The sequence below is a fragment of the Burkholderia sp. AU17457 genome (genome assembly GCF_002223255.1).
GTDB lineage: Bacteria > Pseudomonadota > Gammaproteobacteria > Burkholderiales > Burkholderiaceae > Burkholderia > Burkholderia sola.
Genome location: NZ_NKFB01000005.1, coordinates 1,495,396 through 1,518,566, shown reverse-complemented (window position 1 = coordinate 1,518,566; position 23,171 = coordinate 1,495,396). Strand labels below are relative to the sequence as shown.

Here is a 23,171-nt window from a genome sequence, read left to right as displayed (position 1 = left end):
GCACCAACCGCGCCGCGCGCCTGAGCGCCGATCCGAAGACAACCGCATCCGGAGCACACTGATGACGTCCCCCGTACAACACGAAACCCAACACGACCCGGTCCGCGATTACCTCGACCGCGGCATCAAGAACTACTGGTATCCCGTCACGCCAAGCTGGCAGGTGTCGAACGCGCCCGTCGGCGTCACGCGCCTGTCCGAGCAGATCGTGCTGTGGCGCGATCACGAAGGAAAGGTCCACGCGCTGGAAGATCGCTGCCCGCACCGCGGCGCGCGCCTGTCGCTCGGCTGGAACCTCGGCGGCAACATCGCGTGCTGGTATCACGGCATCGAAGTCGACGGCGGCGGCACGGTCAACCGCGTGCCGGCCGTATCGAACTGTCCGCTCGAAGGCACGAAGTGCGTGAAGTCGTATCCGGTCGAAGAGAAGGCCGGCGCGATCTTCCTGTGGTTCGGTGACGAAGCGCACGGCGAGCCGGCGCCGCTGAACCTGCCGGAAGAACTGGTCGCCGACGAGTACGCGCACTTCCTGTGCGTGTCGAACTGGAAGTGCAATTACCAGTATGCGATCGACAACGTGATGGACCCGATGCACGGCGCGTATCTGCATGCGACGTCGCACTCGATGGCCGAAGGCGACAAGCAGGCCGACATGCGCGTGCGCAAGACGGAAACGGGCCTGATGTTCGAGAAGATCGGCCAGCGCGACGTGAACTTCGACTGGGTCGAACTTGGCGAAACGGGTTGCCTGTGGATGCGCCTCGCGATTCCGTACAAGCAGAAGTTCGGTCCCGGCGGCAATTTCGGGATCATCGGCTTCGCGACGCCGGTCGACGGCGACAACTGTCAGGTCTACTTCTGGCGTACGCGCAAGGTCGGCGGCTGGCAGCGCGACGTGTGGCGCTTCATGTACCGCAACCGCCTCGAGGGCCTGCACTGGGACGTGCTCGAGCAGGATCGCTACGTCCTCGAAAGCCTCGCGCCGCAGGCGCGCGATCACGAATACCTGTACCAGCACGACGTCGGCATCACGCGTGTGCGCCGGATGCTGCGCCAGCGTGCGCAGGAGCATCTGTCCGCGCTCGACGCGCATCGCGCGGCCCACGCCGCCTCGGAGCCCGCGAATGGCTGAATCCGCTCCGGTCGTGGCGCTGCCCGGTCGCCGCGTGCTGGTCACGGGCGGCGCGCGCGGTCTCGGCGCCGCATTCGTGAAGGCGCTGGTCGAAGCGGGCGCACAGGTCGCGTTCGGCGACGTGCTGGTCGACGAGGGCCGCGCGCTGGCCGCGCAGCTCGCGCAAGCCGGCCACACCGCGCATTTCTTCGCGCTCGACCTCGCCGATCCGGCCAGCATCGACGCGTTCGTCGCACAGGCCGCGGCGGCGCTCGGCGGCATCGACGCGCTGATCAACAACGCGGCGATCACGAACTCCGGCGGCAAGCTCTCGACGCAGCTCGACGTGTCGACGTGGGATGCCGTGATGACCGTGAACGTGCGCGGTGTGTGGCTCGTCAGCAATGCGGCGCTCCCGCACCTCGCGCAATCGGGCCGCGGCGCGATCGTGAACCTCGCATCGGACACCGCGCTGTGGGGCGCGCCGAAGCTGCTCGCGTACGTCGCGAGCAAGGGCGCGGTGATCGCGATGACGCATGCGCAGGCACGCGAGTTCGGCGCGCACGGCGTGACGGTCAACGCGATCGCGCCGGGGCTGACCGAAGTCGAGGCGACGGCCTACGTGCCCGCCGAGCGCCATGCGTTCTACCTGCAGGGCCGTGCGCTCACGCGCGCGCAGGTGCCCGACGACGTGACGGGCCCCGTGCTGTTCCTGCTGTCGGACGGCGCGCGCTTCGTGACGGGTCAACTGCTGCCGGTGAACGGCGGCTTCGTAATGAACTGATTTGAAGTTTTCACTCGGAATGAAGGAGAGGACGATGGCGGACGCCGATCTCGAACGCAAGTCGTGGGACCAGCCGGAAGGCGCAAGCTTCAACGACTGGATGGAAGGGCGCGTCGCGCGCTATGCGACGCGGCGCTACGACTGGGACGCACTGAAGTTCCAGGCCGACTACGACCCGAAGTACCGCCGTGCGCAGATGCGCTACGTCGGCACGGGCGGCACGGGCGTCGCGAAGGACGTCAACACGGTGCCGGCCGGCAACTTCACGTTTTCGACGATGGTGATCCCCGCCGGCAACATTGGCCCGAGCCACATCCATATCGACGTCGAGGAAATCTTCTTCGTGCTGCGCGGCAAGATGAAGGTGATCTGCGAGCGCGACGGCGAGACCTGGGAAGCGATCCTCGGCGAGCGCGACCTGATCTCGGTGCCGCCGGGCGTATATCGAACGGAAATCAACATCGGCGAGGAAGACGCGCTGATGTGCGTGATGCTCGGTTCGTCGAAGCCGATCACGCCGACGTATCCGCCCGATTCGCCGCTCGCGAAGATCAAGCGTTGAGACGGAGCCGGTGAAGCAATGAGTGTCATCGACAAACGCGAACGTGAACGCGACCGCACCGCGGCGTTCGCCGCGCTGCTCGGGCAGTTTCCCGAACAGCGTTGCGAAGCCGGCGCGGCGGGCACGATCGGCTACCGGGAGGCCCGCGCGCAGCATGCGGGCCGCACGCTGCCCGTCGTGCTGCTGCACGGAATCGGCTCGGGCGCGGCATCGTGGGTGAGCCAGCTCGATACGCTGCGCGCATCGCGGCGCGTGCTCGCGTGGGATGCGCCCGGTTACGGCGTGTCGACGCCCGTGCACGGCGCGTCGCCGGCCGCCGCCGATTACGCGGCATCGCTGAACGCGTGGCTCGAGGCACTTGGCATCGAGCGTTGCGTGCTGGTCGGGCATTCGCTCGGCGCGATCGTCGCGGGCGGGTTGGCTCGCGTGATGCCCGCGCGGATCGCCGGCCTGCTGCTGATTTCGCCGGCGGGCGGCTACGGCAACGCACCGGCCGACACCCGCGAATCACGCCGCGACGCGCGGCTCGCGATGCTCGCGGAACTCGGCCCGGCCGGGCTCGCCGAGCAGCGCAGCGGCAACATGTTGTCCGGCTTCGCGAACGAGGACGCGCGTGCGTGGGTGCGCTGGAACATGGCGCGCATCGTGCCGGCCGGCTACGCGCAGGCCACGCATCTGCTCGCGAACGCCGATCTCGCGGCCGATCTCGCCGGTTTTCGCGGCCGCACGGCCGTGGCCGTCGGCGCGAACGATGCGATCACGCCGCCGGCCGCGTGCGAGCGGATCGCCGCGGCCGCGCACGTCGGGCTGCAGGTGATTCCGCAGGCGGGTCATGCGGGTTACGTCGAACAGCCGGCAGTCTATTCATCGCTGATCGACGGCTTCTGTCGCCAATGCGATCGTCAACGGGGGCTGGAATGAGCGAACCGTTGCAACAACGGCAGGACGCGGACAACGCGAAGGCCGAAGCCGGCTACGTGGTGCCGGGCCTCGAACGCGGGCTGCGCATTCTCGCCGAATTCTCGCCGCGCGAGCCCGTGCTCGGCGCGCCCGAACTGTCGAAACGGCTCGGCATTCCGCGCACGACGGTGTTCCGTCTGCTGCAGACGCTCGAATCGCTCGGCTTTCTCGAACGCGCGGACAAGGATCGCAACTACAAGCTCGGCATCGCCGTGCTGCGGCTCGGCTTCGAATACCTGAGCTCGCTGGAATTGACCGACCTCGGGCTGCCGGTGATCGAGAGCCTGCGCGATGCGACCGGCTTCACGACGCATATCGTGATTCGCGACGGCCGCGACGTGGTGTTCGTCGCGAAGGCGCAGAGCCAGTCGCCGGTGTTCAGCTCGATCCGCGTGAACGTCGGCACGCGGCTGCCCGCGCATGCGACGACGCACGGCCACGTGCTGATGGGCGACCTGTCGCTGAAGGAACTGCACGCGCTGTATCCGGAAGGCATGCTGAACCGGATGACGAGCGCGACGCCGGAGACGGTCGACGCGCTCTACGAAGTGATTCGCGAGGATGCGCTGCGCGGCTACGGCGTCAGCAATTCGTCGTTCGAGCGCGGGATCTCGGTTGTCACGGCGCCGGTGCGCAACGAGACGCAGAAGATCGTCGCGTGCATCACGGTGACGGTGCCGCGTCCGGAGATCGACGCGGCGCTGATCGCGGACGGGCTGATCGACAAGGTGCAACGCGCGGCGGCGGAATTGTCGCGGCGGCTCAATTACCGCTCGGATGACGAGCACACGTTTCTGAAAGCATTAGGACTCCGATGATCAAGATCGATCTGACCGGGCAAGTAGCAGTGGTGACGGGCGGCTCGTCCGGCATCGGCCTCGCGACGGCCGAACGGTTCCTGCAGGCCGGCGCATCGGTCGCGATTTGCGGCCGCGACGGCCACCGCCTCGCACGCGCCGAAGCAATGCTTCGCGACAAGTACGCAGACGCACAACTGCTGGCCGCACGCTGCGACGTGCTCGACGAAGCCGACGTGACCGCATTCGCGCAAGCGGTGTCCGCACGATTCGGCCGCGCCGACATGCTGGTCAACAACGCCGGCCAGGGCCGCGTGTCGACCTTCGCCGACACGACCGACGACGCATGGCGCGAAGAACTCGAGCTGAAGTACTTCAGCATCATCCGCCCGACACGCGCATTCCTGCCGCTGCTGCGCGATGCGGCCGCGCCGACGATCACCTGCGTGAACTCGCTGCTCGCGCTACAACCGGAGCCGCACATGGTCGCGACGTCGTCGGCGCGCGCCGGCGTGCTGAGCCTCGTGAAGTCGCTCGCGACCGAACTCGCGCCGCAGCGCATCCGCGTGAACTCGATCCTGATCGGCATCGTCGAGTCGGGGCAGTGGCGCCGCCGCCATGAAGCGCAGGCGCAGCCCGGCGAAAGCTGGGAGGCGTGGACGGGCACGCTCGCCCGCAAGAAGAACATTCCGCTGAATCGCTTCGGCAAGCCCGACGAGGCGGCCTGGGCCCTTTTTTATCTCGCAACGCATCTGTCGTCCTACACGACGGGCAGCCATATCGACGTTTCTGGAGGCTTTGCACGCCATGTCTGAAAAAACCACGGTTGGCGAGCTGATTGCCGCCTTTCTCGAGCAGTGCGGCGTGAAAACCGCATTCGGTGTCATCTCGATCCACAATATGCCGATCCTCGACGCGATCAACTCGCGCGGCAACATCCGGTATGTCGGCGCACGTGGCGAAGCCGGTGCGCTGAACATGGCCGACGGGCTGGCCCGCGTATCGGGCGGCCTCGGCGTCGCGTTCACGAGCACGGGCACGGCGGCCGGCAACGCGGCCGGCGCGATGGTCGAGGCGCTGACGGCCGGCACCGCGCTGCTGCACATCACCGGGCAGATCGAGACGCCGTACCTCGACCAGGATCTCGCGTACATCCATGAAGCGCCCGACCAGTTGTCGATGCTCGACTCGATCTCGAAGGCCGCGTTCCGCGTGCGCACGGTCGAAACCGTGCTGCCGACGATCCGCGAAGCCGTGCGCGTCGCGCAGACCGCGCCGACGGGCCCCGTGTCGGTCGAGATTCCGATCGACATCCAGGCAGCCGAAATCGAATGGCCGGAAGACCTCGCACCGGCCCACGTCGCGGTGCGCGAGCACGATAGCACCCGCGTCGCGAAGCTCGCCGACGCACTCGCGGCCAAGCGCCGTCCACTGCTGTGGCTCGGCGGCGGCGCGCGGCATGCCCGCGCGGAAGTCGAACGCCTCGTGAAGCTCGGCTTCGGCGTCGTGACGAGCGTGCAGGGCCGCGGCGTGCTGCCGGAAGATCACCCGGCGACGCTCGGCGCGTTCAACGTGCATGCATCGGTCGAAGCGTTCTACAAGACCTGCGACGCGCTCGTCGTGGTCGGCTCGCGCCTGCGCGGCAACGAAACGCTGAAGTACAAGCTTGCGCTGCCGCAGCCGCTGTTCCGCGTCGATGCCGATGCGCTCGCCGACAACCGCGGCTATCGCAACGCGCTGTTCGTGCACGGCGATTCGAAGCGCGTGCTGGCCGAGCTGGCCGACCGCCTCGAAGGCCGCCTGTCGGTCGATCCGCAATTCGCGGCCGACCTCGCGGCGGCTCGCGAGGACGCGGTGGCCGACGTGGCGAAGGGCCTCGGGCCGTACAGGAAGCTCGTCGACACGCTGCAGGCCGCCGTCGGCCGCGACTACAACTGGGTGCGCGACGTGACGATCTCGAACAGCACGTGGGGCAACCGCCTGCTGAAGATCTTCGAGCCGCGCGCGGGCGTGCATGCGCTCGGCGGCGGCATCGGCCAGGGCATCCAGATGGGCATCGGCGCGGCGCTGGCCGGTTCGGCGGCGAAGACGGTCTGCCTCGTCGGCGACGGCGGCCTGATGGTCAACGTCGGCGAGCTCGTCACGGCCGTGCAGGAAAACGCGAACGTGATGATCGTGCTGATGAACGACCAGTGCTACGGCGTGATCCGCAACATCCAGGACGCGCACTACGGCGGCCGCCGCTGCTTCGTGCAGCTGCATCAGCCCGATTTCGCGCAGTTCTGCGCGAGCTTCGGCCTCACGCACTACCGGATCACGTCGCTCGACCAGGCCGAAGCGATCGTGCGCGAAGGGATCGCGAAGGAAGGGCCGGTGATGGTCGAGGTCGACATGCTGTCGGTCGGCTCGTTCGCGTCCGCCTTCGCGGGCCCGCCGGTGAAGAAGGAAGCGCCGACGGAGCGCCAGTATGCGTAACGGGCACAAGCGGGCACCCGTCGACGTCGCGATGATCGGCTTCGGCGCGATCGGCGCGGCCGTGTACCGCGCGGTCGAGCACGACGCGTCGCTGCACGTCGCGCACGTGATCGTGCCGGAGCATCAGCGCGACGCGGTGCAGCGCGCGCTCGGCAGTGCGGTGGAGGTCGTGTCGTCGGTCGACGCGCTGGCCCGCCGCCCCGCGTTCGCGCTCGAATGCGCGGGCCACAGCGCGCTCGTCGATCACGTCGTGCCGTTGCTGAAGGCCGGCACCGACTGCGCGGTCGCGTCGATCGGCGCGCTGTCCGATCTCGCGCTGCTCGACGTGCTGTCGCAGGCCGCCGACGAAGGCGGCACCACCGTGACGCTGCTGTCCGGCGCGATCGGCGGCATCGATGCGCTGGCGTCCGCGCAGCAGGGTGGCCTCGACGAAGTGCTGTACGTCGGTCGCAAGCCGCCGCTTGGCTGGCTCGGCACGCCGGCCGAGGAACTGTGCGACCTGCGCGCGATGACCGCGGAGAAGGTGATCTTCGAAGGCACTGCGCGCGATGCGGCGCGGCTGTATCCGAAGAACGCGAACGTCGCGGCGACGGTCGCGCTCGCGGGCGTCGGCCTCGACGCGACGCACGTGCGCCTGATCGCCGATCCGGCCGTCGAGCGCAACGTGCACCGCATCACCGCGCGCGGCGCATTCGGCGAGATGTCGCTGGAAATGAGCGGCAAGCCGTTGCCCGACAACCCGAAGACGTCCGCGCTGACGGCGTACAGCGCGATCCGCGCGCTGCGCAACCGCGCGGCCTGCTGCGTGATCTGACCGGACCATCGAGCGTCCGCCCGCGCCACGGCGAGGGCGGATGTGCAGAGACAGACTTGTGAGACTTGTGACATGACTCCTTTCGATACGCGCCTCGTGCCCGACGGCAACATCCTGATCGGCGGCGAGTGGCGGCGCGGCCGCGGCGCGCCTTACGCGAGCCTCTATCCGGCCGACCAGTCGCTGAACATGGAAGTGTCGACGGCGAACGCGGAGGACGCGGCCGACGCCATCGTGGCCGCCGACGCCGCATGGCGCCGCGCCGACTGGGCCGGGCTCAAGCCGCATCAGCGCGCGCAGGTGCTGTACCGGATCGCCGACCTGATCATGCAGCGGCACGAGGCGCTCGCGAACCTGCAGCGCCGCGACAACGGCAAGCCGATCGCCGAGACGCGCGTGCTCGTGGCCAGCGCGGCGAATACGTTTCGCTATTTCGCGGCGTGCCTCGAAACGCTCGACGAAGAACTGACGCCGTCGCGCGGCGACTACCTGACGATGAGCGTGTACGAGCCGATCGGCGTGATCGCGGCGATCACGCCATGGAACTCGCCGATCGCATCCGATGCACAGAAACTCGCGCCGGCGCTCGCCGGTGGCAACGCGGTGGTGCTCAAGCCGGCTGAAGTCACGCCGCTCGTGTCGCTCGCGCTGGCGCGCATCTGCGAGGAAGCCGGCGTGCCGAAGGGCGTGCTGAGCGTGCTGCCGGGCAAGGGCTCGGTGATCGGCGACGTGCTCGTGCGTCATCCGCTGGTGAAGAAGGTGTCGTTCACCGGCGGCACCGAAGTGGGCCGCGGCATCGCGCGCATCGCCGCCGAGAAACTGATGCCCGTGTCGCTCGAACTCGGCGGCAAGTCGCCGACGATCGTATTCGACGACGCGGATCTCGATCACGCGGTCAACGGCGTGCTGTACGGAATCTTCAGCTCGTCGGGCGAGGCGTGCATCGCGGGTTCGCGGCTGTTCGTGCAGCGCGCGGTGTACGACGCATTCATGCAGCGGCTGGTGGCCGGCGCGCGCAAGCTGCGCGTGGGCGACCCGACGCGGCCCGATACGCAGATGGGCCCGCTGATCACCGCGAAGCATCGCGAGTCGGTCGAGCGCTACGTCGCGCTCGGGCTGGAAGAAGGCGGCCGGCTGTTGTGCGGCGGCGAGCGGCCGTCGGGCGACGGACGCGAGGACGGCTTCTTCTATCAGCCGACGATTCTCGAAGGCTTGCCGAACAGCGCTCGCATCTGCCAGGAGGAAATCTTCGGGCCGGTGCTGGTCGCGATGCCGTTCGACGACGAAGCGTCGCTGATCGCGCAGGCGAACGACAGCGTGTTCGGCCTCGCGGCCGGCATCTGGACGCGTGACTACAAGCGCGCGTGGCGCATCGCGCGGGCGCTGGAGACGGGCACCATCTGGATCAACACGTACAAGCTGTTCTCGATCTCCACGCCGTTCTCCGGCTGGAAGGAGAGCGGGATGGGCCGCGAGAAAGGGCGTCTCGGCATCCGCGAATACATGCAGCAGAAGAGCCTTTACTGGGGCTTGAACGACGCGCCGCTGCCGTGGGCGAACTGAGCGAAGGGGAATGACGCAATGAGCATCTTGGGAATCGAGCAGATCACGTACGGTGTGGACGACCTCGCCACGTGCCGGCGCTTTTTCGCGGACTGGGGCTTGAAGGAAGTCGCGCACGACGACACGCGTGCGCGTTTCGAGACGCTGAACGGTTGCACCGTGCTCGTCGTGAAAGCCGACGATCCGTCGCTGCCGCCCGCGTTCGAAGCGGGCCCGACGTTGCGGGAAGTCACATGGGGCGTCGCGACGCGGCAGGAAGTCGACGCACTGCGCACGAAGCTGGCCGGCCAGCCCGGCTACTACGCACACGACGATGCGGTCGGCTGCATCGACCCGAACGGGATGGCGATCCGTATCGAAGTCACGCGCAAGCGCGCACTCGACATCACGGGCTCACCGTCGAACGTGTGGGGCCAGACGCTGCGCGTCGATCAGCCGAGCCCGATTTATGCGCGCGCGGAGCCGGTCGAGGTCGGGCACGTCGTGTTCTTCACGAATTGCCTCGATGCGCAGGAAAAGTTCTATCACGAACGGCTCGGCTTCGAGACGTCGGACCGTTATCCGGGCCGCGGTGCGTTCATGCGCTGCGCGCCGCATGGCGGCCACCACGACCTGTTCCTGCTCGCGCTGCCGAACGGTAAACGCGGCCTGAACCACGTCGCGTTTACCGTGCGCGACATCCACGAAGTGTTCGGCGGCGGCATGCACATCGACCGCTGCGGCTGGGAAACGCAGCTCGGCCCAGGGCGTCATCCGGTGTCGTCCGCGTATTTCTGGTACTTCCAGAACCCGGCCGGCGCGCTGATCGAGTACTACGCGGACGAAGACGTGCTGACGCCCGAATGGCAGCCGCGCGAATTCGAACCAGGCCCGACCGTGTTCGCCGAGTGGGCCGTCGACGGCGGCCTCGACGGCAACACGCGCCGGCAGAAGAACGCGAAGGCGCCGGAAGGCAAGTTCATGACGGAGCGCAAATCGTGAGCGAAGAGAACACACAGGAGCAGGCCGCGCCGGGCACGGTCGTCGTGATCGGCGGCGGCCAGGCGGCCGGCTGGGTGCTGAAGACGTTGCGCGCGCAAGGGTACGCGGGCCGTCTCGTGATGATCGCCGACGAGCGGCACCTGCCGTACGAACGTCCGCCGCTGTCGAAGGCTGTGCTGGCCGGCGACGCCGACATCGAGACCGTGCGCGTCGTGCGGCCCGACGAATTCGACGCGCTGAACGTCGAAGCGTGGCAGCCGGAACGCGCGGCGTCGATCGATCGTGCACGTCGCGTGGTGAGAACCGAAAGCGGCCGCGAGATCGAATACGACCGGCTCGTGATCGCGACCGGCGGCACGTCGCGCCGCTTGCCCGGTGCGCTCGTCAACACGCCGAATCTGCATTACCTGCGCACGCTCGACGAAGCGGCCGCGCTCGGCGAGAAGCTGCGTGCGAGCCGGCGCGTGCTCGTGATCGGCGGCGGCTGGATCGGCCTCGAAGTCGCGGCGACCGCGCGCAAGCTCGGCGTCGAAGCGGTGGTCGTCGAAGGCGCGCCGCGCCTGTGCGGCCGCTCGGTGCCGCAGGTCGTATCGGACTTCCTGCTCGACCTGCATCGCTCGAACGGTGTCGACGTGCGACTTGGCGCGGCGCTTGAATCGCTCGATGCGCCGCCCGGCGATGCATCGAAGGTACGCGCGACGCTTGCCGACGGCACGACGATCGACGCCGACTTCGCGGTGGCCGGCATCGGCCTTGCGCTGAACGCGTCGCTCGCGAGCGACGCGGGGCTCGCGGTCGACGACGGCATCGTCGTCGACGAATACGGCGCGACCAGCGACCCGGCGATCTTCGCGTGCGGCGACGTCGCGAACCATCACAACGGCTGGCTGAAGCGGCGCGTGCGGCTCGAATCGTGGGCGAACGCGCAGAACCAGGCGATCGCGGCCGCGAAGGCGGTGCTCGGCGTGCGTGCACCGTACGCGGAGATTCCGTGGTTCTGGTCCGATCAGTACGACGTGAACCTGCAGATCCTCGGCGATCTGCCGGCCGATGCGCAGCTCGTCGTGCGCGGCGATCTCGCCGCGCGTCGTGCGACGCTGTTTTTTGTTGGCGACGGGCATGTGAGAGGTGTCATCGCCGTGAACAACGCGCGTGAGCTGAAGCTCGCACGCAAGTGGATGAACCAGGGCCGGGCAGTGGATACGGAAGCCCTGGCAGACACGACCCAAGCGCTTGCCTGACCGGCTCGACCGGAAAGAGACCCAGGAGACACCCCGCATGAGCACTTTCGACAACGTCGTGGCCGGCAAGGCCACGATGGAAGCTGCCGCTTCCACGCCCGGCGCGATCATCGCGCGGCTCGAGCGGCTTCCGGCCAACGCGATGCAGATCCGCGCGCGCGTGCTGATCGGCACCGCGACGTTCTTCGACGGCTTCGACGTGATCACGATCGCGGCGACGCTGCCGCTGCTGATTCACAAGTGGGGGCTGTCGCCGACGCAGATCGGCATGCTGATCGCGTCCGGCGCGATCGGCCAGTTGATCGGCGCATTCCTGTTTCCCGCGCTCGCGGAAAAGCATGGCCGCGTGAAAGCGATCGCATGGAGTTCGGCCGTGATCGGCATCACGAGCATCGCGTGCGGTTTCGCGCCGACGTTCGAGATCTTCGTGCTGCTGCGGATTCTGCAGGGGCTCGGGCTCGGCGGCGAGTTGCCGGTCGCCGCGACGTACATCAACGAGATCACGCGTGCACATGGCCGAGGCCGTTTCGTGCTGCTGTACGAGATCGTGTTTCCGATCGGCCTGCTCGTGTCGATGGCGCTCGGCGCTTGGCTCGTGCCGCGCTTCGGCTGGGAGATCATGTACTTCGTCGGCGGGCTGCCGGTGATCCTGTCGCTCGTGCTCACGCACCTCGTGCCCGAATCGCCGCGCTGGCTCGCGTCGCGCGGGCGGCTCGCGGAAGCCGGGCGGGCGACGAGCGCGTTCGAGGCGTCGGTGCGCGGCGAACTGCCGCCGGTCACGCAGGCGGCCGCGTTCGACGAGATGGTGCGCCAGCATCCGAAGCGCAGGATGAGCGACCTGTTCCGCGCCGCGTATCGCAAGCGCACGCTCGCGGTGGCGACGCTGTGGGCGACCTGCGGGTTCATCCAGTACGGGTTGTCGACGTGGCTGCCGACGATCTACAAGAACTTCTATCACGCGCCGCTGCAGCTCGCGCTGAACCTCGCGGTGATCGGGTCGGTCATGGGCGTGCTCGGGTCGCTGGCGTCGGCGCTGCTCGTCGACAAGCTCGGCCGCAAGCCGGTGATCGTGTGGTCGTTCGTGCTGTGCGCGCTGTCGCTCGCACTCGCGGGTATCTATCACGCGTCGTCGGTGTACGTGGTCGCGATCTTCTGTTCGCTGTCGCTCGGGCTGATGGCGTCCGGGTTCATTACCGCCTACGTCTACACGCCGGAGCAGTATCCGACGAGCATCCGTGCGTCGGGCTGCGGGCTCGGCAGCGCGTGGCTGAAGATCGCGTCGTTCGTCGCACCGATGGTCGTGCCGCACGCGATCATCGGCGGAAACCTCGCGCCGGCGTTCTACCTGATCGGCGTGGTGCCGCTGATCGCGGCGCTGACCGTGCACTTCGTCGGAATCGAGACGAAGGGGAAGGTGCTGGAGGCGCTCGAGGCGTAAGCGGGGCCGGCGGCGGTAGCGGACGACGTGGTGAGGCCCGGGCGATGCCCGGGCTTTTTGTTTTTGCGGCGATGTTAGCGTGGCGGGACGGGTCGTGCGAATGCGCGGCATGGCCGACTTGAGGCTTGCGTGTTCTAATTCACGCTCCCGTTTTTCGATCGAGTGTTGTCATGCCCCTGTTCGAACTAGTCACGCTGGAAACATCCCGCCTCGTGCTGCGGCCGCTTCGCGACGCCGACGCGCCGGCCTTCTTCGAGATCTGGTCCGATGCGGAAGCGATGCGCTATTTCTCGTTCTCGCCGATGACGGAAATCGAACAGGCCGAGGCGCGCGTCGCGCGCAACGTGCAGACGTCCGCAAGCGGGGAGAGCCTGGTCTGTGTGCTTGAACTGCGGGAAACCGGCGAAGCGCTCGGCGAGTGCGTGCTGTTCCATGCGAACGCGCAATGCCGTCGCGCCGAGATCGGCTTCAGCCTGCGGCGCGCGTTCTGGCGCGGCGGATACATGCGCGAAGCGGCGTCGGCCGTGATCGATCATGCATTCGGCACGCTGCGGCTGAACCGGCTCGAGGCCGATATCGATCCGCGCAACGTCGCGTCGGCGGGGCTGCTCGAACGGCTCGGCTTCGTGCGGGAAGGGCTGCTGCGCGAACGCTGGATGGTCGGCGACGAAGTGTCGGACAGCGCGCTGTACGGGTTGCTGGCGAGCGACCGCCGCGCGTAAATAGCCGACTTGCCGGATTCGCCGGGCGAACGTACGCTTGGTCGATACCACGATCGACCCACAGGTTCTCGACCATGCAAGCCCATCCTTTGCGTCTTTCTCCCGGCGACGATCTGCGCGGCGCCATCGAGGCAGCGTTACGTCAGCACGAAGCGCATGCGGCCTTCGTGATCCAGGGCATCGGCAGCCTGAGCGTCGCGCAGTTGCGTTTCGCCGGCGTCGATCAGCCGACCGAACTGCGCGGCGACCTCGAAATCCTGACGCTGGCCGGCTCCGTATCGCCGGACGGCGCGCACCTTCATATGTCGATCTCCGATGCAGCCGGCTGCGTGACGGGCGGCCACGTCGCGAGCGGCTGCGTGGTGCGCACGACGGCCGAGATCCTGCTCGCGCTGCTGCCCGCGCATCGCTTCTCGCGCGAGCCGGATGCCGGCACCGGCTTCAACGAACTGGTGATCCGTCGCGAGTCGGGCGGCGACGCCGCATGAATGGGCAGCGACGCTAGAATCGCCGGTCATCGAAGTCTTTCCCGTTACCGCTCTTTCCGCAAGACGCAATCCATGGACGACACCGACATCGAACAGAAGGCGTGGGACATCGTCCGGGCGTGGCTCGAACGCGCGACGCCCGAGCAGTGGCACCGGTTCGCCGCACGCTCCAATTACGACGGCAACGGACGCGCATTGCGCTGGCTGCTGGACAATCGCAACGTCGATCGCGCGACCGCACTGCTGATCTACTGGAATCTCGGCGCCGCGTGGTTCGTGCAGTATGCGAGCGAAAGCGATCTGGGCGACGCGTCGTATCAACTCGATACGTTCCGGCTGCTTCGCGACATCGAGCAACGTTACGCCGACGGCTATTACGCCAATCACGGCATCTGGTTCGATCCGCACGACTTCGATGGTGCGGGGCCGAACGATTATCCGGACGTACCGGTCGCGCGGCCCGTGCCGGCGCTGATGCTGCAACCGACCGACGGGCGCGAGTATGTCGATCTCGACGAAGCGGACGGCTATGACGAAGGCTTGCCGTTCGACGTCGTCGAGCGGCTGCACGCGCTGTACGACTGACCGGACGGGCGCGTCCGGTCGCCGACGCATGAAAAAAGCGCCGCGGCCTTTCGGCTTGCGGCGCCTTTCGGTGCGCTGCGACGTCGACCGCCCGTCGCAGCCCGACTGCGTGCTTACACCTGCACGGTGTCGGCCACTTCCTTGAAGTCCTCGATCTGGTCGAAGTTCATGTACTGGTAGATCTTGTCGCCGTTGGCGGTGAGCACGCCCATGTCGGCCATGTACTCTTCCTTGGTCGGGATCTTGCCCAGACGCGAGCAGATCGCGGCCAGTTCAGCGGAGCCGAGGTACACGTTCGTGTTCTTGCCGAGACGGTTCGGGAAGTTGCGGGTCGACGTCGACATGACCGTCGCCCCTTCGCGCACCTGTGCCTGGTTACCCATGCACAGCGAGCAGCCCGGCATTTCGGTCCGTGCGCCGGCCGTGCCGAACACGCCGTAGTGACCTTCTTCCGTCAACTGCTTCTGGTCCATCTTGGTCGGCGGCGCGACCCACAGCTTGACCGGGATGTCGCGCTTGCCTTCCAGCAGCTTCGACGCGGCACGGAAGTGACCGATGTTGGTCATGCACGAGCCGATGAACACTTCGTCGATCTTCGCACCGGCGACGTCGGACAGCGTCTTCACGTCGTCCGGGTCGTTCGGGCAGGCGACGATCGGCTCGTGGATGTCGGCGAGGTCGATCTCGATGACGGCCGCATATTCGGCGTCGGCATCCGGTGACAGCAGTTGCGGGTCGGCCAGCCACTGTTCCATCGCGGCGATACGACGCTGCAGGCTGCGCGGATCCTGGTAGCCCTGCGCGATCATCCACTTCAGCAGCGTGATGTTGCTGTTCAGGTATTCGATGATCGGTTCCTTGTTCAGGCGCACCGTGCAACCGGCGGCCGAACGCTCCGCCGATGCATCCGACAGTTCGAACGCTTGCTCGACCTTGAGGTCGGGCAGGCCTTCGATTTCGAGGATGCGGCCCGAGAAGATGTTCTTCTTGCCTTGCTTGGCGACCGTCAGCATGCCTTGCTTGATCGCGTACAGCGGGATCGCGTTGACGAGGTCGCGCAGCGTGACGCCCGGCTGCATCTTGCCCTTGAAGCGGACCAGCACCGATTCCGGCATGTCCAGCGGCATCGTGCCGGTGGCGGCCGCGAACGCGACCAGGCCCGACCCCGCCGGGAAGCTGATGCCGATCGGGAAGCGCGTGTGCGAATCGCCGCCGGTGCCGACGGTGTCGGGCAGCAGCATGCGGTTCAGCCACGAGTGGATCACGCCGTCGCCCGGGCGCAGCGCGATGCCGCCGCGCGTGCTGATGAAGTTCGGCAGCGTCTGGTGCGTCTTCACGTCGACCGGCTTCGGATACGCGGCGGTGTGGCAGAACGACTGCATCACGAGGTCGGCCGAGAAGCCGAGGCAGGCCAGATCCTTCAGTTCGTCGCGGGTCATCGGGCCCGTGGTGTCCTGCGAGCCGACCGAGGTCATCTTCGGTTCGCAGTACGTGCCCGGGCGCACGCCCTGGCCTTCCGGCAAACCGCACGCGCGGCCGACCATCTTCTGCGCGAGCGAGAAGCCCTTGCCGCTATCGGCCGGCTGATGCGGCAGGCGGAACAGCGTCGACGGCGCGAGACCCAGCGCTTCGCGCGCCTTCGCGGTCAGGCCGCGGCCGATGATCAGCGGAATGCGGCCGCCGGCGCGCACTTCGTCGAACAGCACGTCGGACTTCACCTGGAATTCGGCGATGACCTTGCCGTCCTTCAGCGCCTTGCCTTCGTACGGGCGCAGTTCGACCACGTCGCCCATGTTCATTTGCGACACGTCGAGTTCGATCGGCAGCGCGCCGGCGTCTTCCATCGTGTTGTAGAAGATCGGCGCGATCTTGCCGCCGAGGCACACACCGCCGAAGCGCTTGTTCGGGACGAACGGGATGTCTTCGCCGGTGAACCACAGCACCGAGTTGGTGGCCGATTTGCGCGAGGAGCCGGTGCCGACCACGTCGCCCACGTACGCGACGAGGTGACCCTTTTCCTTCAGCGATTCGATGAACTTGACCGGGCCGCGCTTGCCGTCTTCTTCCGGCGTGATGCCGGGGCGCGCGTTCTTCAGCATCGCGAGCGCGTGCATCGGGATGTCCGGGCGGGTGGTGGCGTCCGGTGCCGGCGACAGATCGTCGGTGTTGGTTTCGCCCGTGACCTTGAACACGGTGATGGTCAGGCTTTGCGGCACTTCCGGACGGCTCGTGAACCATTCGGCGTCGGCCCAGCTCTGCAGCACGGCCTTCGCGTGCGCGTTGCCGTTGTCGGCGAGTTCCTTCACGTCATGGAACTGGTCGAACATCAGCAGGGTTTTCTTCAGCGCGTCGGCGGCGACCGCGGCGACGGCTTCGTCGGACAGCAGTTCGATCAGCGGCTGGATGTTGTAGCCGCCGAGCATCGTGCCGAGCAGCTCGGTGGCGCGCGCACGCGAGATCAGCGGGCAGGCGGTCTCGCCCTTGGCCACGGCGGCCAGGAAGCCGGCCTTCACGCGGGCGGCTTCGTCGACGCCGGCGGGCACGCGATGGGTGATCAGCTCGAGCAGCGTCTGCTCTTCGCCGGCGGGCGGGTTGGTCAGCAATTCGACCAGTTCGGCGGTCTGCTGAGCCGTCAGCGGCAGGGGAGGAATACCGAGCGCGGCGCGGGCGGCCACGTGAGCACGAAAGTTTTCAAGCATGGGGAGACCTGCTGATATTGCGTTTGAGGGGAAGGCCTTGCCGGCACTCCGGGGCTATTCCAGGCACTGCTTTGAGCGGGATTCTAATCTCAATGACCTGGAACGTCAAATGTCTTATGTCTTATATAAGACTTGTCGGTGCGAAAGACCGGAGGGCGGCTGCATGGCGGAAACGGCCTTGTCGGGGCGGGGTTCGGCGGGCGGAGGCGCGGTGTGGGTTCCGGTCGCCGGTGCGCACATATCTGCACAAGCCCGCAGGAAACGGCACACACCGGCCGCGTTCGGGTCGCTACGCTTGCTGTCGCGCAGCTTGCAATCGGGCGTCGGAACGGGAGGCGGAAGTCGTCGCGCGCCTGTCGATTCGGCCCGGGCGGTAGCGATTCCATTGACTCCGGCGATCCACGACATGCACTCCAGAAACGCGATTTTCCTGATGATGGCGCTCGTCGCGTCGCCGGCCGTTCACGCCGCCACGCCCGGCGACGAAGCGCGGGATGCGGCGAGCCGGCCGGTCGCGCTGGTCTATCGCGGGCCTGCCGCGTGCGACGGGTGCGCCGAAACCATCGCCAGACGCCTGCGGGAATCGGACTACCGGTTCCGGGTGATCTACGTGGGGCCGGCGGAAAAGCTCAGGATCACGCCCGCGGCGCTGGCCGGTGCGGCGCTCTATGTGCAGCCCGGCGGCGGGCAGGACATTCCCGGCGCGGCGGCCAGCATCGGCCGAAATGAAATCCGGGCCGTGCGGCGATACGTGGCGAATGGCGGTCGATATCTCGGAGTGTGCATGGGCGCGTATCTGGCCGGCGAGCAGGGTTTCGGGCTGGTCGCCGGCGATATCGACTCCGAGGTCGACCGGCCGGGCTCGACGCTTCACGGCGTCGCCGACACGGTGACACCGGTCGTCTGGCGCGGGAAAAAGCGCTGGATCTACTATCAGGACGGTGCGAGGCTGCCGGTCGCGCCGATCGGCTCCGGCGGCATCGTGCTGGCGATCTACCCGAACAAGGACATCGCGGCGGCCACGTATCGCTACGGCAAAGGGCGCGTCGGCCTTGCCGGCCCGCATCCGGAGGCCGATGAAAGCTGGTATCGCCAGAACGGCCTCACGAATCCGGACGGCGTGGTGCCGGACATGGCCTACGACCTGATCGACGCGACGATGAAGCCGTAGCGGAGGGGCCGCGGCGCGCGCGGCTTATTTCCGTTTGGCGCGATACGCGTCGAGATTTTTCCGTGCCTGTGCACGGATCGCACGCTGCATGAAAGGCGTCCAGCCGAGCAGCGCGCCTTTCATTCCGAGAGCCTGACGCGCCCAGCGCCACAGGTCGAAATGGTCGCGATGCTCGACGATGCGTCCGTCGCGAAACCGGAAGCGCGCATCGATCCGGTTGACCACCATCCGCCCGGTCGCGGCGAACCGGTAGCGCGCGCTCCACTTCGCGCGCCCGGCCTGATCGTCCGCGGCGACTTCGCCGAACGTCAGAGCGAATTCCTGCGCCCGCGCGACCAGCATCCGCCACATGTCGCGCGCAGGTTCGCCGCGCAGCTCGCCGAATGCGGGATCGCTGAACACGATGTCGTCGGCGTAGCACGCGAGCATCGCATCGATGTCGCGTTGCTGGAAGGCCGTGTAGAAGCGCTGGATCAGCTCGGTGTTCGGATCAGTCATGTCGGGGCGTAACGGGGCAGGGAGGGGCGGACGATGACGTCCGTCGAAACGCCGATCGGGAAAGTGATGGCCGGCAGCACAAACGGGCGCCCGTGCCTGCGACTTCAGGCGCGGCACGCTCGCCACGGATGATACGCGTCAGCGGGCCGCCATCGCGACGTTCCGATCGTCCCGTCCCGTCACCAGGCAGCCCGACATGAAGGCCTCGCTCTGGCTGCCGGCAGCGGCTTCGCCGAAGCCGCGACCGAGCGCGTCGGCCTTCACCTGCGCGGCGCCTTGCTCGCACGCGAGTGGGCTGGCGTCGCGGCCCTGTGCGTGCAGGATCGCGCGATCGCCGATGAGATAGGCCAGCAGTGCAAAAACAGCGATATGTACGGCTCGTCTCATGGTTCGTCTCCTCGTCGCTCAAGCGTAACGCGGACACGTTCGACGAAGCACTTGGGGCTTCCCCCGGTAAACGTCTGCTGAAAGCGGTGGCGTGCAGGACGATCCTGTCCCGTTTTTCCGTCACCGCCGCCCGGCGGGGGGGCAATGCGCGCCAGTTTGACGAATGTCAGGGTCGGGGCGGGCGGCGGCGGCCGCGCGGCCGTTCAAGGCGATAGCATGAACGCATGATTTGACGGAACGCGATGCGGGTCAACGCATCGGGTCCGGCAAGCAGGCCGATGTTGAATATCGCTGTCGAAATAGTGAGGAATCCAAATGTTGAACGTCTCGTCCGTCCTGATCAGTCTTGCCCCGATGTGGGCCATCCTGCTGCTGGCATCTTCGGCGGCCGCCTATTTCGTGTTCTGGCGCAAGGTCATCAAATAAGCGCTGCGCGACAGCGTGCGCACGATGCGCACGCGTAACGCGCCTTTCCGTCATTGCACCGCCGTCACCGGCACATTCGAAATCTGCACCAGACGGGCCATCACGCTGCGCCGAAACACCGACATCAGCGCGTGCAGCGGATCGCGTCTCGGCGCGGCCACGACGATCTCGTCGCACCCGGTCTCGGCCGCCGCGGCCGCGATCGTGTCGGCCACCGGGCCGACCTTCAACACGACGCTGAACTTCACGTCCGCATCGCGCAGGATTCGCTCGGCCATCGCGAGATCGTCGGTCGCGAATTGCGTCTCGATCGCGCGCAGCCGCGACAACGGGTGATAGGCCTCGAGCCGCGTCGATTCCAGCGGCGCCTGCACGTTGAGCAGCACGACCTCCGACGCGCAGCGCTCGCGATACAGGAACGTCGCGTGACGAACCGCCTGAAGCGAGCGGGGCGAATGGCCGACCGGAACCAGCAGCTTGAGCATGGACGATGAACCCGGAAACGAAGTGCTTCCAGCATAGCGGGCGGCCGGACGAAGCGATCTAAAGAGATCGGCCGGCCGCATAAAAATGTCGTTAACGTGCGCGATCCCGTGACGCACCGATTAAAAATATAAGAAATTTAAGTTTATGCGCATAAACGGCTGCGGGCGGCGGCGCCGGTCCTGCCCGGCCGTCGCCGGCTGTCCGACGCATCGCGATTCAGTCGAATCCGCAATGAATTGCGCCGCAAAATATCGGAGGTTGCCCGGATTGCGTCGCGTAGAGTAGAGCGGCGGCCGCCGCCGGGCGGCGCGCCATCCGATACCGCTTCCCAGGAGACCTCGCATGCCGCACGGCGCCCCGCAGTTTCTCGCTCCCGCTTCCATTTCCGTCGATCCGATCGTGCGCCTGTCGGCCGGCGAGCTTGCGTCGGCGATCCGCGGCAAGGCGGTTTCGTGCGTCGAGACGATGCGTGCGTATCTCGACCACATCGAGCGCGTGAACGGCGCGGTCAACGCGATCGTCGCGCTGCGCGACCGCGATGCGCTGCTGGCGGAAGCCGCGGAAAAGGATGCGGAGCTGGCGCGCGGCGACTATCGCGGCTGGCTGCACGGGATCCCGCAGGCGCCGAAGGATCTGGCGATGACGAAGGGGTTGCGGACGACCTACGGCTCGCCGATCTTCCGCGAGAACGTGCCGCAGGCCGATTCCGTCGGCGTCGCGCGGATGCGCGAGGCCGGTGCGATCTTCATCGGCAAGACCAATACGCCCGAATTCGGGCTGGGTTCGCACACGTTCAACGCGGTCTACGGCGCGACGCGCAACCCGTACGACCTGACGAAGAGCGCGGGCGGCAGCAGCGGCGGCACCGCGGCGGCGCTCGCGTCACGGATGCTGCCGGTGGCGGACGGCAGCGATTTCGGCGGGTCGCTGCGCAATCCGGCCGCGTTCTGCAACATCTACGGCTTCCGTCCGTCGCAGGGCCGCGTGCCGCGCTGGCCGGGCGTCGACGTGTTCATGCAGCAGCTCGGCATCGAAGGGCCGATGGGCCGCACCGTCGGCGACGTCGCGCAACTGCTCGCGATCCAGGCCGGCCACGACCGCAACGATCCGCTGTCGCTCGCGGAAGATCCGGCGGTGTTCGCGCAGCCGCTCGACGCGGACCTGCGCGGCAAGCGCATCGCGTGGGTCGGCGACTGGAACGGCTATCTCGCGACCGAGGCCGGCGTGCTCGCGCAGTGCGAGCGCGGGCTGGCGACGCTGCGCGAGATCGGCTGCGACGTCGATGCGGCGCTGCCGGCGTTCGCGCCCGACCGGATCTGGCGTCTATGGCTCACGCACCGGCACTTGCTGTCGGGCGGCGGGCTGCTCGCGCACTATCGCGACCCGGCGCGCCGCGCGCTGCTGAAGCCCGAGGCGATCTACGAGGTCGAAGGGCTGCTCGCGCTGCAGGGTGAGGCGGTGTTCGACGCGAGCGTCGAACGGACCGCATGGCATCAGGCGGTGCTGAGCTTCTTCGACCGTTACGACTTCCTCGCGGCGCCGACCGCGCAGGTGTTCCCGTTCGACGTCGACCAGCGCTGGCCGAAGGAGATCGCGGGCCGCGCGATGGATACCTACCACCGCTGGATGGAAACGGTCGTGCCGTGGACGCTGGCCGGCTGCCCTGTGATCAACGTGCCGGTCGGCTTCAACGACGCGGGGTTGCCGATGGGGATGCAGCTGATCGGGCGTCCGCGCGCCGATCTCGCCGTGCTGCAGCTTGCGCGCGGGTACGAGCGGGCGGCCGACTGGGTCAACCAGCGGTTGCCCGCATGGATGGCCGCGTGACGGCGCCGCCGGCGTCAGCCGATGGCGGGCGGTAGCGGCCGGATGACGAAGCGGGCGGTGACGCGCTGCCCGTTCTGCGTGGCATCGCTCGACGCGAAACGCGCCCGGGGAGGGGTTTCGTCGCGCCGCCTGCGCACGCGGGAGCCGGCGTCCATTGACGCAACCGGAGAAAGAATGCCGGTACGCGCGTGACATCGCATCGCAAACGTGGACGAATCGGCGCGACGACGTTCGCCGGCCGCGGAATTGCAAGCGGCGGCGCGCGGTGATTTCGTTTCGATGTGTTTCAGTCGTTGCGGCGGCGCGCGACGCGCTTCGACAATATCGCCTCGACCATTCGGGCACGAGGGAAACACATGAAGCACATTCGCGCGACGGGCCGGCATCTGGCCTTGGCAGGCATCGCGTTCGGCATCCTGGCGAGCGGCGCCGCGCATGCACAGCTCGACCTGCAGTCGATCGGCGCGTCGCTGCTCGGCGGCGGGCAGCAGCAGGCGGCCCCTGCGCAGGGCGGTGTCGCGCAGTTGCTGCAGGCCTATGTCGGCGCGAACCAGCAGGTGCTGAGCGGCCAGTCGTCGCTCGCGTCTGCGATGGGGCTGACGGGCGCGGCCGGGCAGGCGCAGCAGGCGGCGAGCCAGTTGTCCGGCGGCGATGCGCTGTCGCCCGCCACGCTGTCGCAGATGGGCGGCGCGCAGCAATCGGTGTCGCAGGCGCTCGGCCAGGCGTTCGCGAGCGGCGGCGCCACGCACGGCCCGATCGACAAGCAGGCGTTCAGCAACGGCCTCGCCTCGCTCGGGCAGGGGCTCACGCAGTACTCGCAACTGCAGTCGGGGCTCGGCAATCTCGGTTCGACGAGCGCGGCATCGCTGCTGCAGTCGGGCCTGAATCCGCAGAACATGCAGGCCGCGACGTATATCGCGCAAAGCGCGCCTGGGCAGTTGCAGTCGCTCGCCGCGACGCTCAGCCAGGCCGTGCAGTTCGCGACGAGCCAGGGCATTTCGGTGCCGTCGGTCGCGTCGTCCGCCCTGAAGCTGCTGCCGTAACGTCGTGCGGGAGCGATGCGTGGCCGTCATCGGGCACGCCGGCCGCGAACGATAGTCCCGCACAACATAGGGATTTCGCGCGATGCTATCGTGGCGGGTCCCTTTCATCGGTG

At 67.6% G+C, this 23,171-nt stretch carries 22 protein-coding genes; 18 read left to right on the top strand and 4 right to left on the bottom strand.

The annotated features are described in order from the left end of the window. Nucleotides 1–61 precede the first annotated feature (61 nt). The 15 genes from CFB49_RS24060 to CFB49_RS23990 all read left to right on the top strand — a co-directional run bounded on the left by CFB49_RS24060 (nucleotide 62) and on the right by CFB49_RS23990 (nucleotide 14,521). Complete coding sequence (locus tag CFB49_RS24060) at nucleotides 62–1,132, top strand: aromatic ring-hydroxylating dioxygenase subunit alpha (protein WP_089492511.1); 1,071 nt, start codon at nucleotides 62–64, stop codon at nucleotides 1,130–1,132. After that, nucleotides 1,125–1,895 (top strand): SDR family oxidoreductase, encoded by a 771-nt coding sequence (locus tag CFB49_RS24055; protein WP_089492510.1) that lies wholly within the window; start codon nucleotides 1,125–1,127, stop codon nucleotides 1,893–1,895. The genes CFB49_RS24060 and CFB49_RS24055 overlap by 8 nt, the downstream gene beginning before the upstream one ends. A 34-nt stretch (nucleotides 1,896–1,929) precedes the next feature. Further along, the gene (locus CFB49_RS24050; RefSeq protein WP_006489904.1) at nucleotides 1,930–2,457 is read left to right on the top strand and encodes a cupin domain-containing protein; all 528 of its coding nucleotides are present in this window, start codon (nucleotides 1,930–1,932) and stop codon (nucleotides 2,455–2,457) included. Between the two features lie 18 nt (nucleotides 2,458–2,475). Next, complete coding sequence (locus tag CFB49_RS24045; RefSeq protein ID WP_089492509.1) at nucleotides 2,476–3,378, top strand: alpha/beta fold hydrolase; 903 nt, start codon at nucleotides 2,476–2,478, stop codon at nucleotides 3,376–3,378. Then, nucleotides 3,375–4,235 (top strand): IclR family transcriptional regulator, encoded by an 861-nt coding sequence (locus tag CFB49_RS24040; protein WP_069620951.1) that lies wholly within the window; start codon nucleotides 3,375–3,377, stop codon nucleotides 4,233–4,235. The genes CFB49_RS24045 and CFB49_RS24040 overlap by 4 nt, the downstream gene beginning before the upstream one ends. Then, nucleotides 4,232–5,029 (top strand): SDR family oxidoreductase, encoded by a 798-nt coding sequence (locus CFB49_RS24035; RefSeq protein WP_069620952.1) that lies wholly within the window; start codon nucleotides 4,232–4,234, stop codon nucleotides 5,027–5,029. The genes CFB49_RS24040 and CFB49_RS24035 overlap by 4 nt, the downstream gene beginning before the upstream one ends. Beyond that, on the top strand, nucleotides 5,022–6,689 hold the full coding sequence (locus CFB49_RS24030; protein WP_069620953.1) for a thiamine pyrophosphate-binding protein: 1,668 nt from the start codon (nucleotides 5,022–5,024) through the stop codon (nucleotides 6,687–6,689). Before CFB49_RS24035 ends, CFB49_RS24030 begins: the two co-directional genes overlap by 8 nt. Continuing rightward, the gene (locus CFB49_RS24025) at nucleotides 6,682–7,503 is read left to right on the top strand and encodes an aspartate dehydrogenase (RefSeq protein ID WP_089492508.1); all 822 of its coding nucleotides are present in this window, start codon (nucleotides 6,682–6,684) and stop codon (nucleotides 7,501–7,503) included. The genes CFB49_RS24030 and CFB49_RS24025 overlap by 8 nt, the downstream gene beginning before the upstream one ends. A 72-nt stretch (nucleotides 7,504–7,575) precedes the next feature. Then, on the top strand, nucleotides 7,576–9,066 hold the full coding sequence (locus CFB49_RS24020) for an aldehyde dehydrogenase (RefSeq protein WP_069620955.1): 1,491 nt from the start codon (nucleotides 7,576–7,578) through the stop codon (nucleotides 9,064–9,066). A gap of 18 nt (nucleotides 9,067–9,084) precedes the next feature. Next, entirely contained in the window at nucleotides 9,085–10,047 is a 963-nt protein-coding gene (locus tag CFB49_RS24015; RefSeq protein WP_089492507.1) for a VOC family protein, read from the top strand. Next, nucleotides 10,044–11,288, top strand: a complete 1,245-nt coding sequence (locus tag CFB49_RS24010; protein WP_089492506.1) for an NAD(P)/FAD-dependent oxidoreductase — start codon at nucleotides 10,044–10,046, stop codon at nucleotides 11,286–11,288. The genes CFB49_RS24015 and CFB49_RS24010 overlap by 4 nt, the downstream gene beginning before the upstream one ends. Before the next feature lie 37 nt (nucleotides 11,289–11,325). Continuing rightward, entirely contained in the window at nucleotides 11,326–12,726 is a 1,401-nt protein-coding gene (locus tag CFB49_RS24005) for an MFS transporter (protein ID WP_069620958.1), read from the top strand. A 170-nt stretch (nucleotides 12,727–12,896) separates the two neighbouring features. Further along, on the top strand, nucleotides 12,897–13,448 hold the full coding sequence (locus CFB49_RS24000; protein ID WP_089492505.1) for a GNAT family N-acetyltransferase: 552 nt from the start codon (nucleotides 12,897–12,899) through the stop codon (nucleotides 13,446–13,448). A 74-nt stretch (nucleotides 13,449–13,522) separates the two neighbouring features. Next, on the top strand, nucleotides 13,523–13,936 hold the full coding sequence (locus tag CFB49_RS23995) for a PPC domain-containing DNA-binding protein (protein WP_089492504.1): 414 nt from the start codon (nucleotides 13,523–13,525) through the stop codon (nucleotides 13,934–13,936). A gap of 72 nt (nucleotides 13,937–14,008) precedes the next feature. Continuing rightward, nucleotides 14,009–14,521, top strand: a complete 513-nt coding sequence (locus CFB49_RS23990) for a DUF4274 domain-containing protein (RefSeq protein WP_089492503.1) — start codon at nucleotides 14,009–14,011, stop codon at nucleotides 14,519–14,521. A 113-nt stretch (nucleotides 14,522–14,634) separates the two neighbouring features. On the opposite strand, the gene acnB is transcribed toward CFB49_RS23990, so the two are convergent. Further along, a complete protein-coding gene (acnB, locus tag CFB49_RS23985; RefSeq protein ID WP_069620962.1) occupies nucleotides 14,635–17,220 on the bottom strand; it encodes a bifunctional aconitate hydratase 2/2-methylisocitrate dehydratase in 2,586 nt (861 codons plus the stop codon). 163 nt (nucleotides 17,221–17,383) lie between these two features. On the opposite strand from acnB, the gene CFB49_RS23980 reads away from it, so the two are divergent. Beyond that, on the top strand, nucleotides 17,384–18,391 hold the full coding sequence (locus CFB49_RS23980) for a BPL-N domain-containing protein (protein WP_249190197.1): 1,008 nt from the start codon (nucleotides 17,384–17,386) through the stop codon (nucleotides 18,389–18,391). A gap of 24 nt (nucleotides 18,392–18,415) precedes the next feature. Here CFB49_RS23980 and CFB49_RS23975 read toward each other — a convergent pair whose 3' ends face one another. The 3 genes from CFB49_RS23975 to CFB49_RS23965 all read right to left on the bottom strand — a co-directional run bounded on the left by CFB49_RS23975 (nucleotide 18,416) and on the right by CFB49_RS23965 (nucleotide 20,187). Further along, the gene (locus tag CFB49_RS23975; protein ID WP_089492502.1) at nucleotides 18,416–18,889 is read right to left on the bottom strand and encodes a nuclear transport factor 2 family protein; all 474 of its coding nucleotides are present in this window, start codon (nucleotides 18,887–18,889) and stop codon (nucleotides 18,416–18,418) included. Between the two features lie 138 nt (nucleotides 18,890–19,027). Further along, nucleotides 19,028–19,276, bottom strand: coding sequence for an adhesin (locus CFB49_RS23970; protein WP_089492501.1), 249 nt, complete (start codon nucleotides 19,274–19,276; stop codon nucleotides 19,028–19,030). A 476-nt stretch (nucleotides 19,277–19,752) separates the two neighbouring features. Then, nucleotides 19,753–20,187, bottom strand: coding sequence for a universal stress protein (locus CFB49_RS23965; RefSeq protein ID WP_069620965.1), 435 nt, complete (start codon nucleotides 20,185–20,187; stop codon nucleotides 19,753–19,755). 343 nt (nucleotides 20,188–20,530) lie between these two features. Here CFB49_RS23965 and CFB49_RS23960 point away from each other — a divergent pair, with 343 nt between their 5' ends. Both CFB49_RS23960 and CFB49_RS23955 read left to right on the top strand, forming a co-directional pair. Continuing rightward, the gene (locus tag CFB49_RS23960) at nucleotides 20,531–22,015 is read left to right on the top strand and encodes an amidase (protein WP_089492500.1); all 1,485 of its coding nucleotides are present in this window, start codon (nucleotides 20,531–20,533) and stop codon (nucleotides 22,013–22,015) included. 356 nt (nucleotides 22,016–22,371) lie between these two features. Then, entirely contained in the window at nucleotides 22,372–23,058 is a 687-nt protein-coding gene (locus tag CFB49_RS23955; RefSeq protein ID WP_089436722.1) for a hypothetical protein, read from the top strand. Nucleotides 23,059–23,171 lie beyond the last annotated feature (113 nt).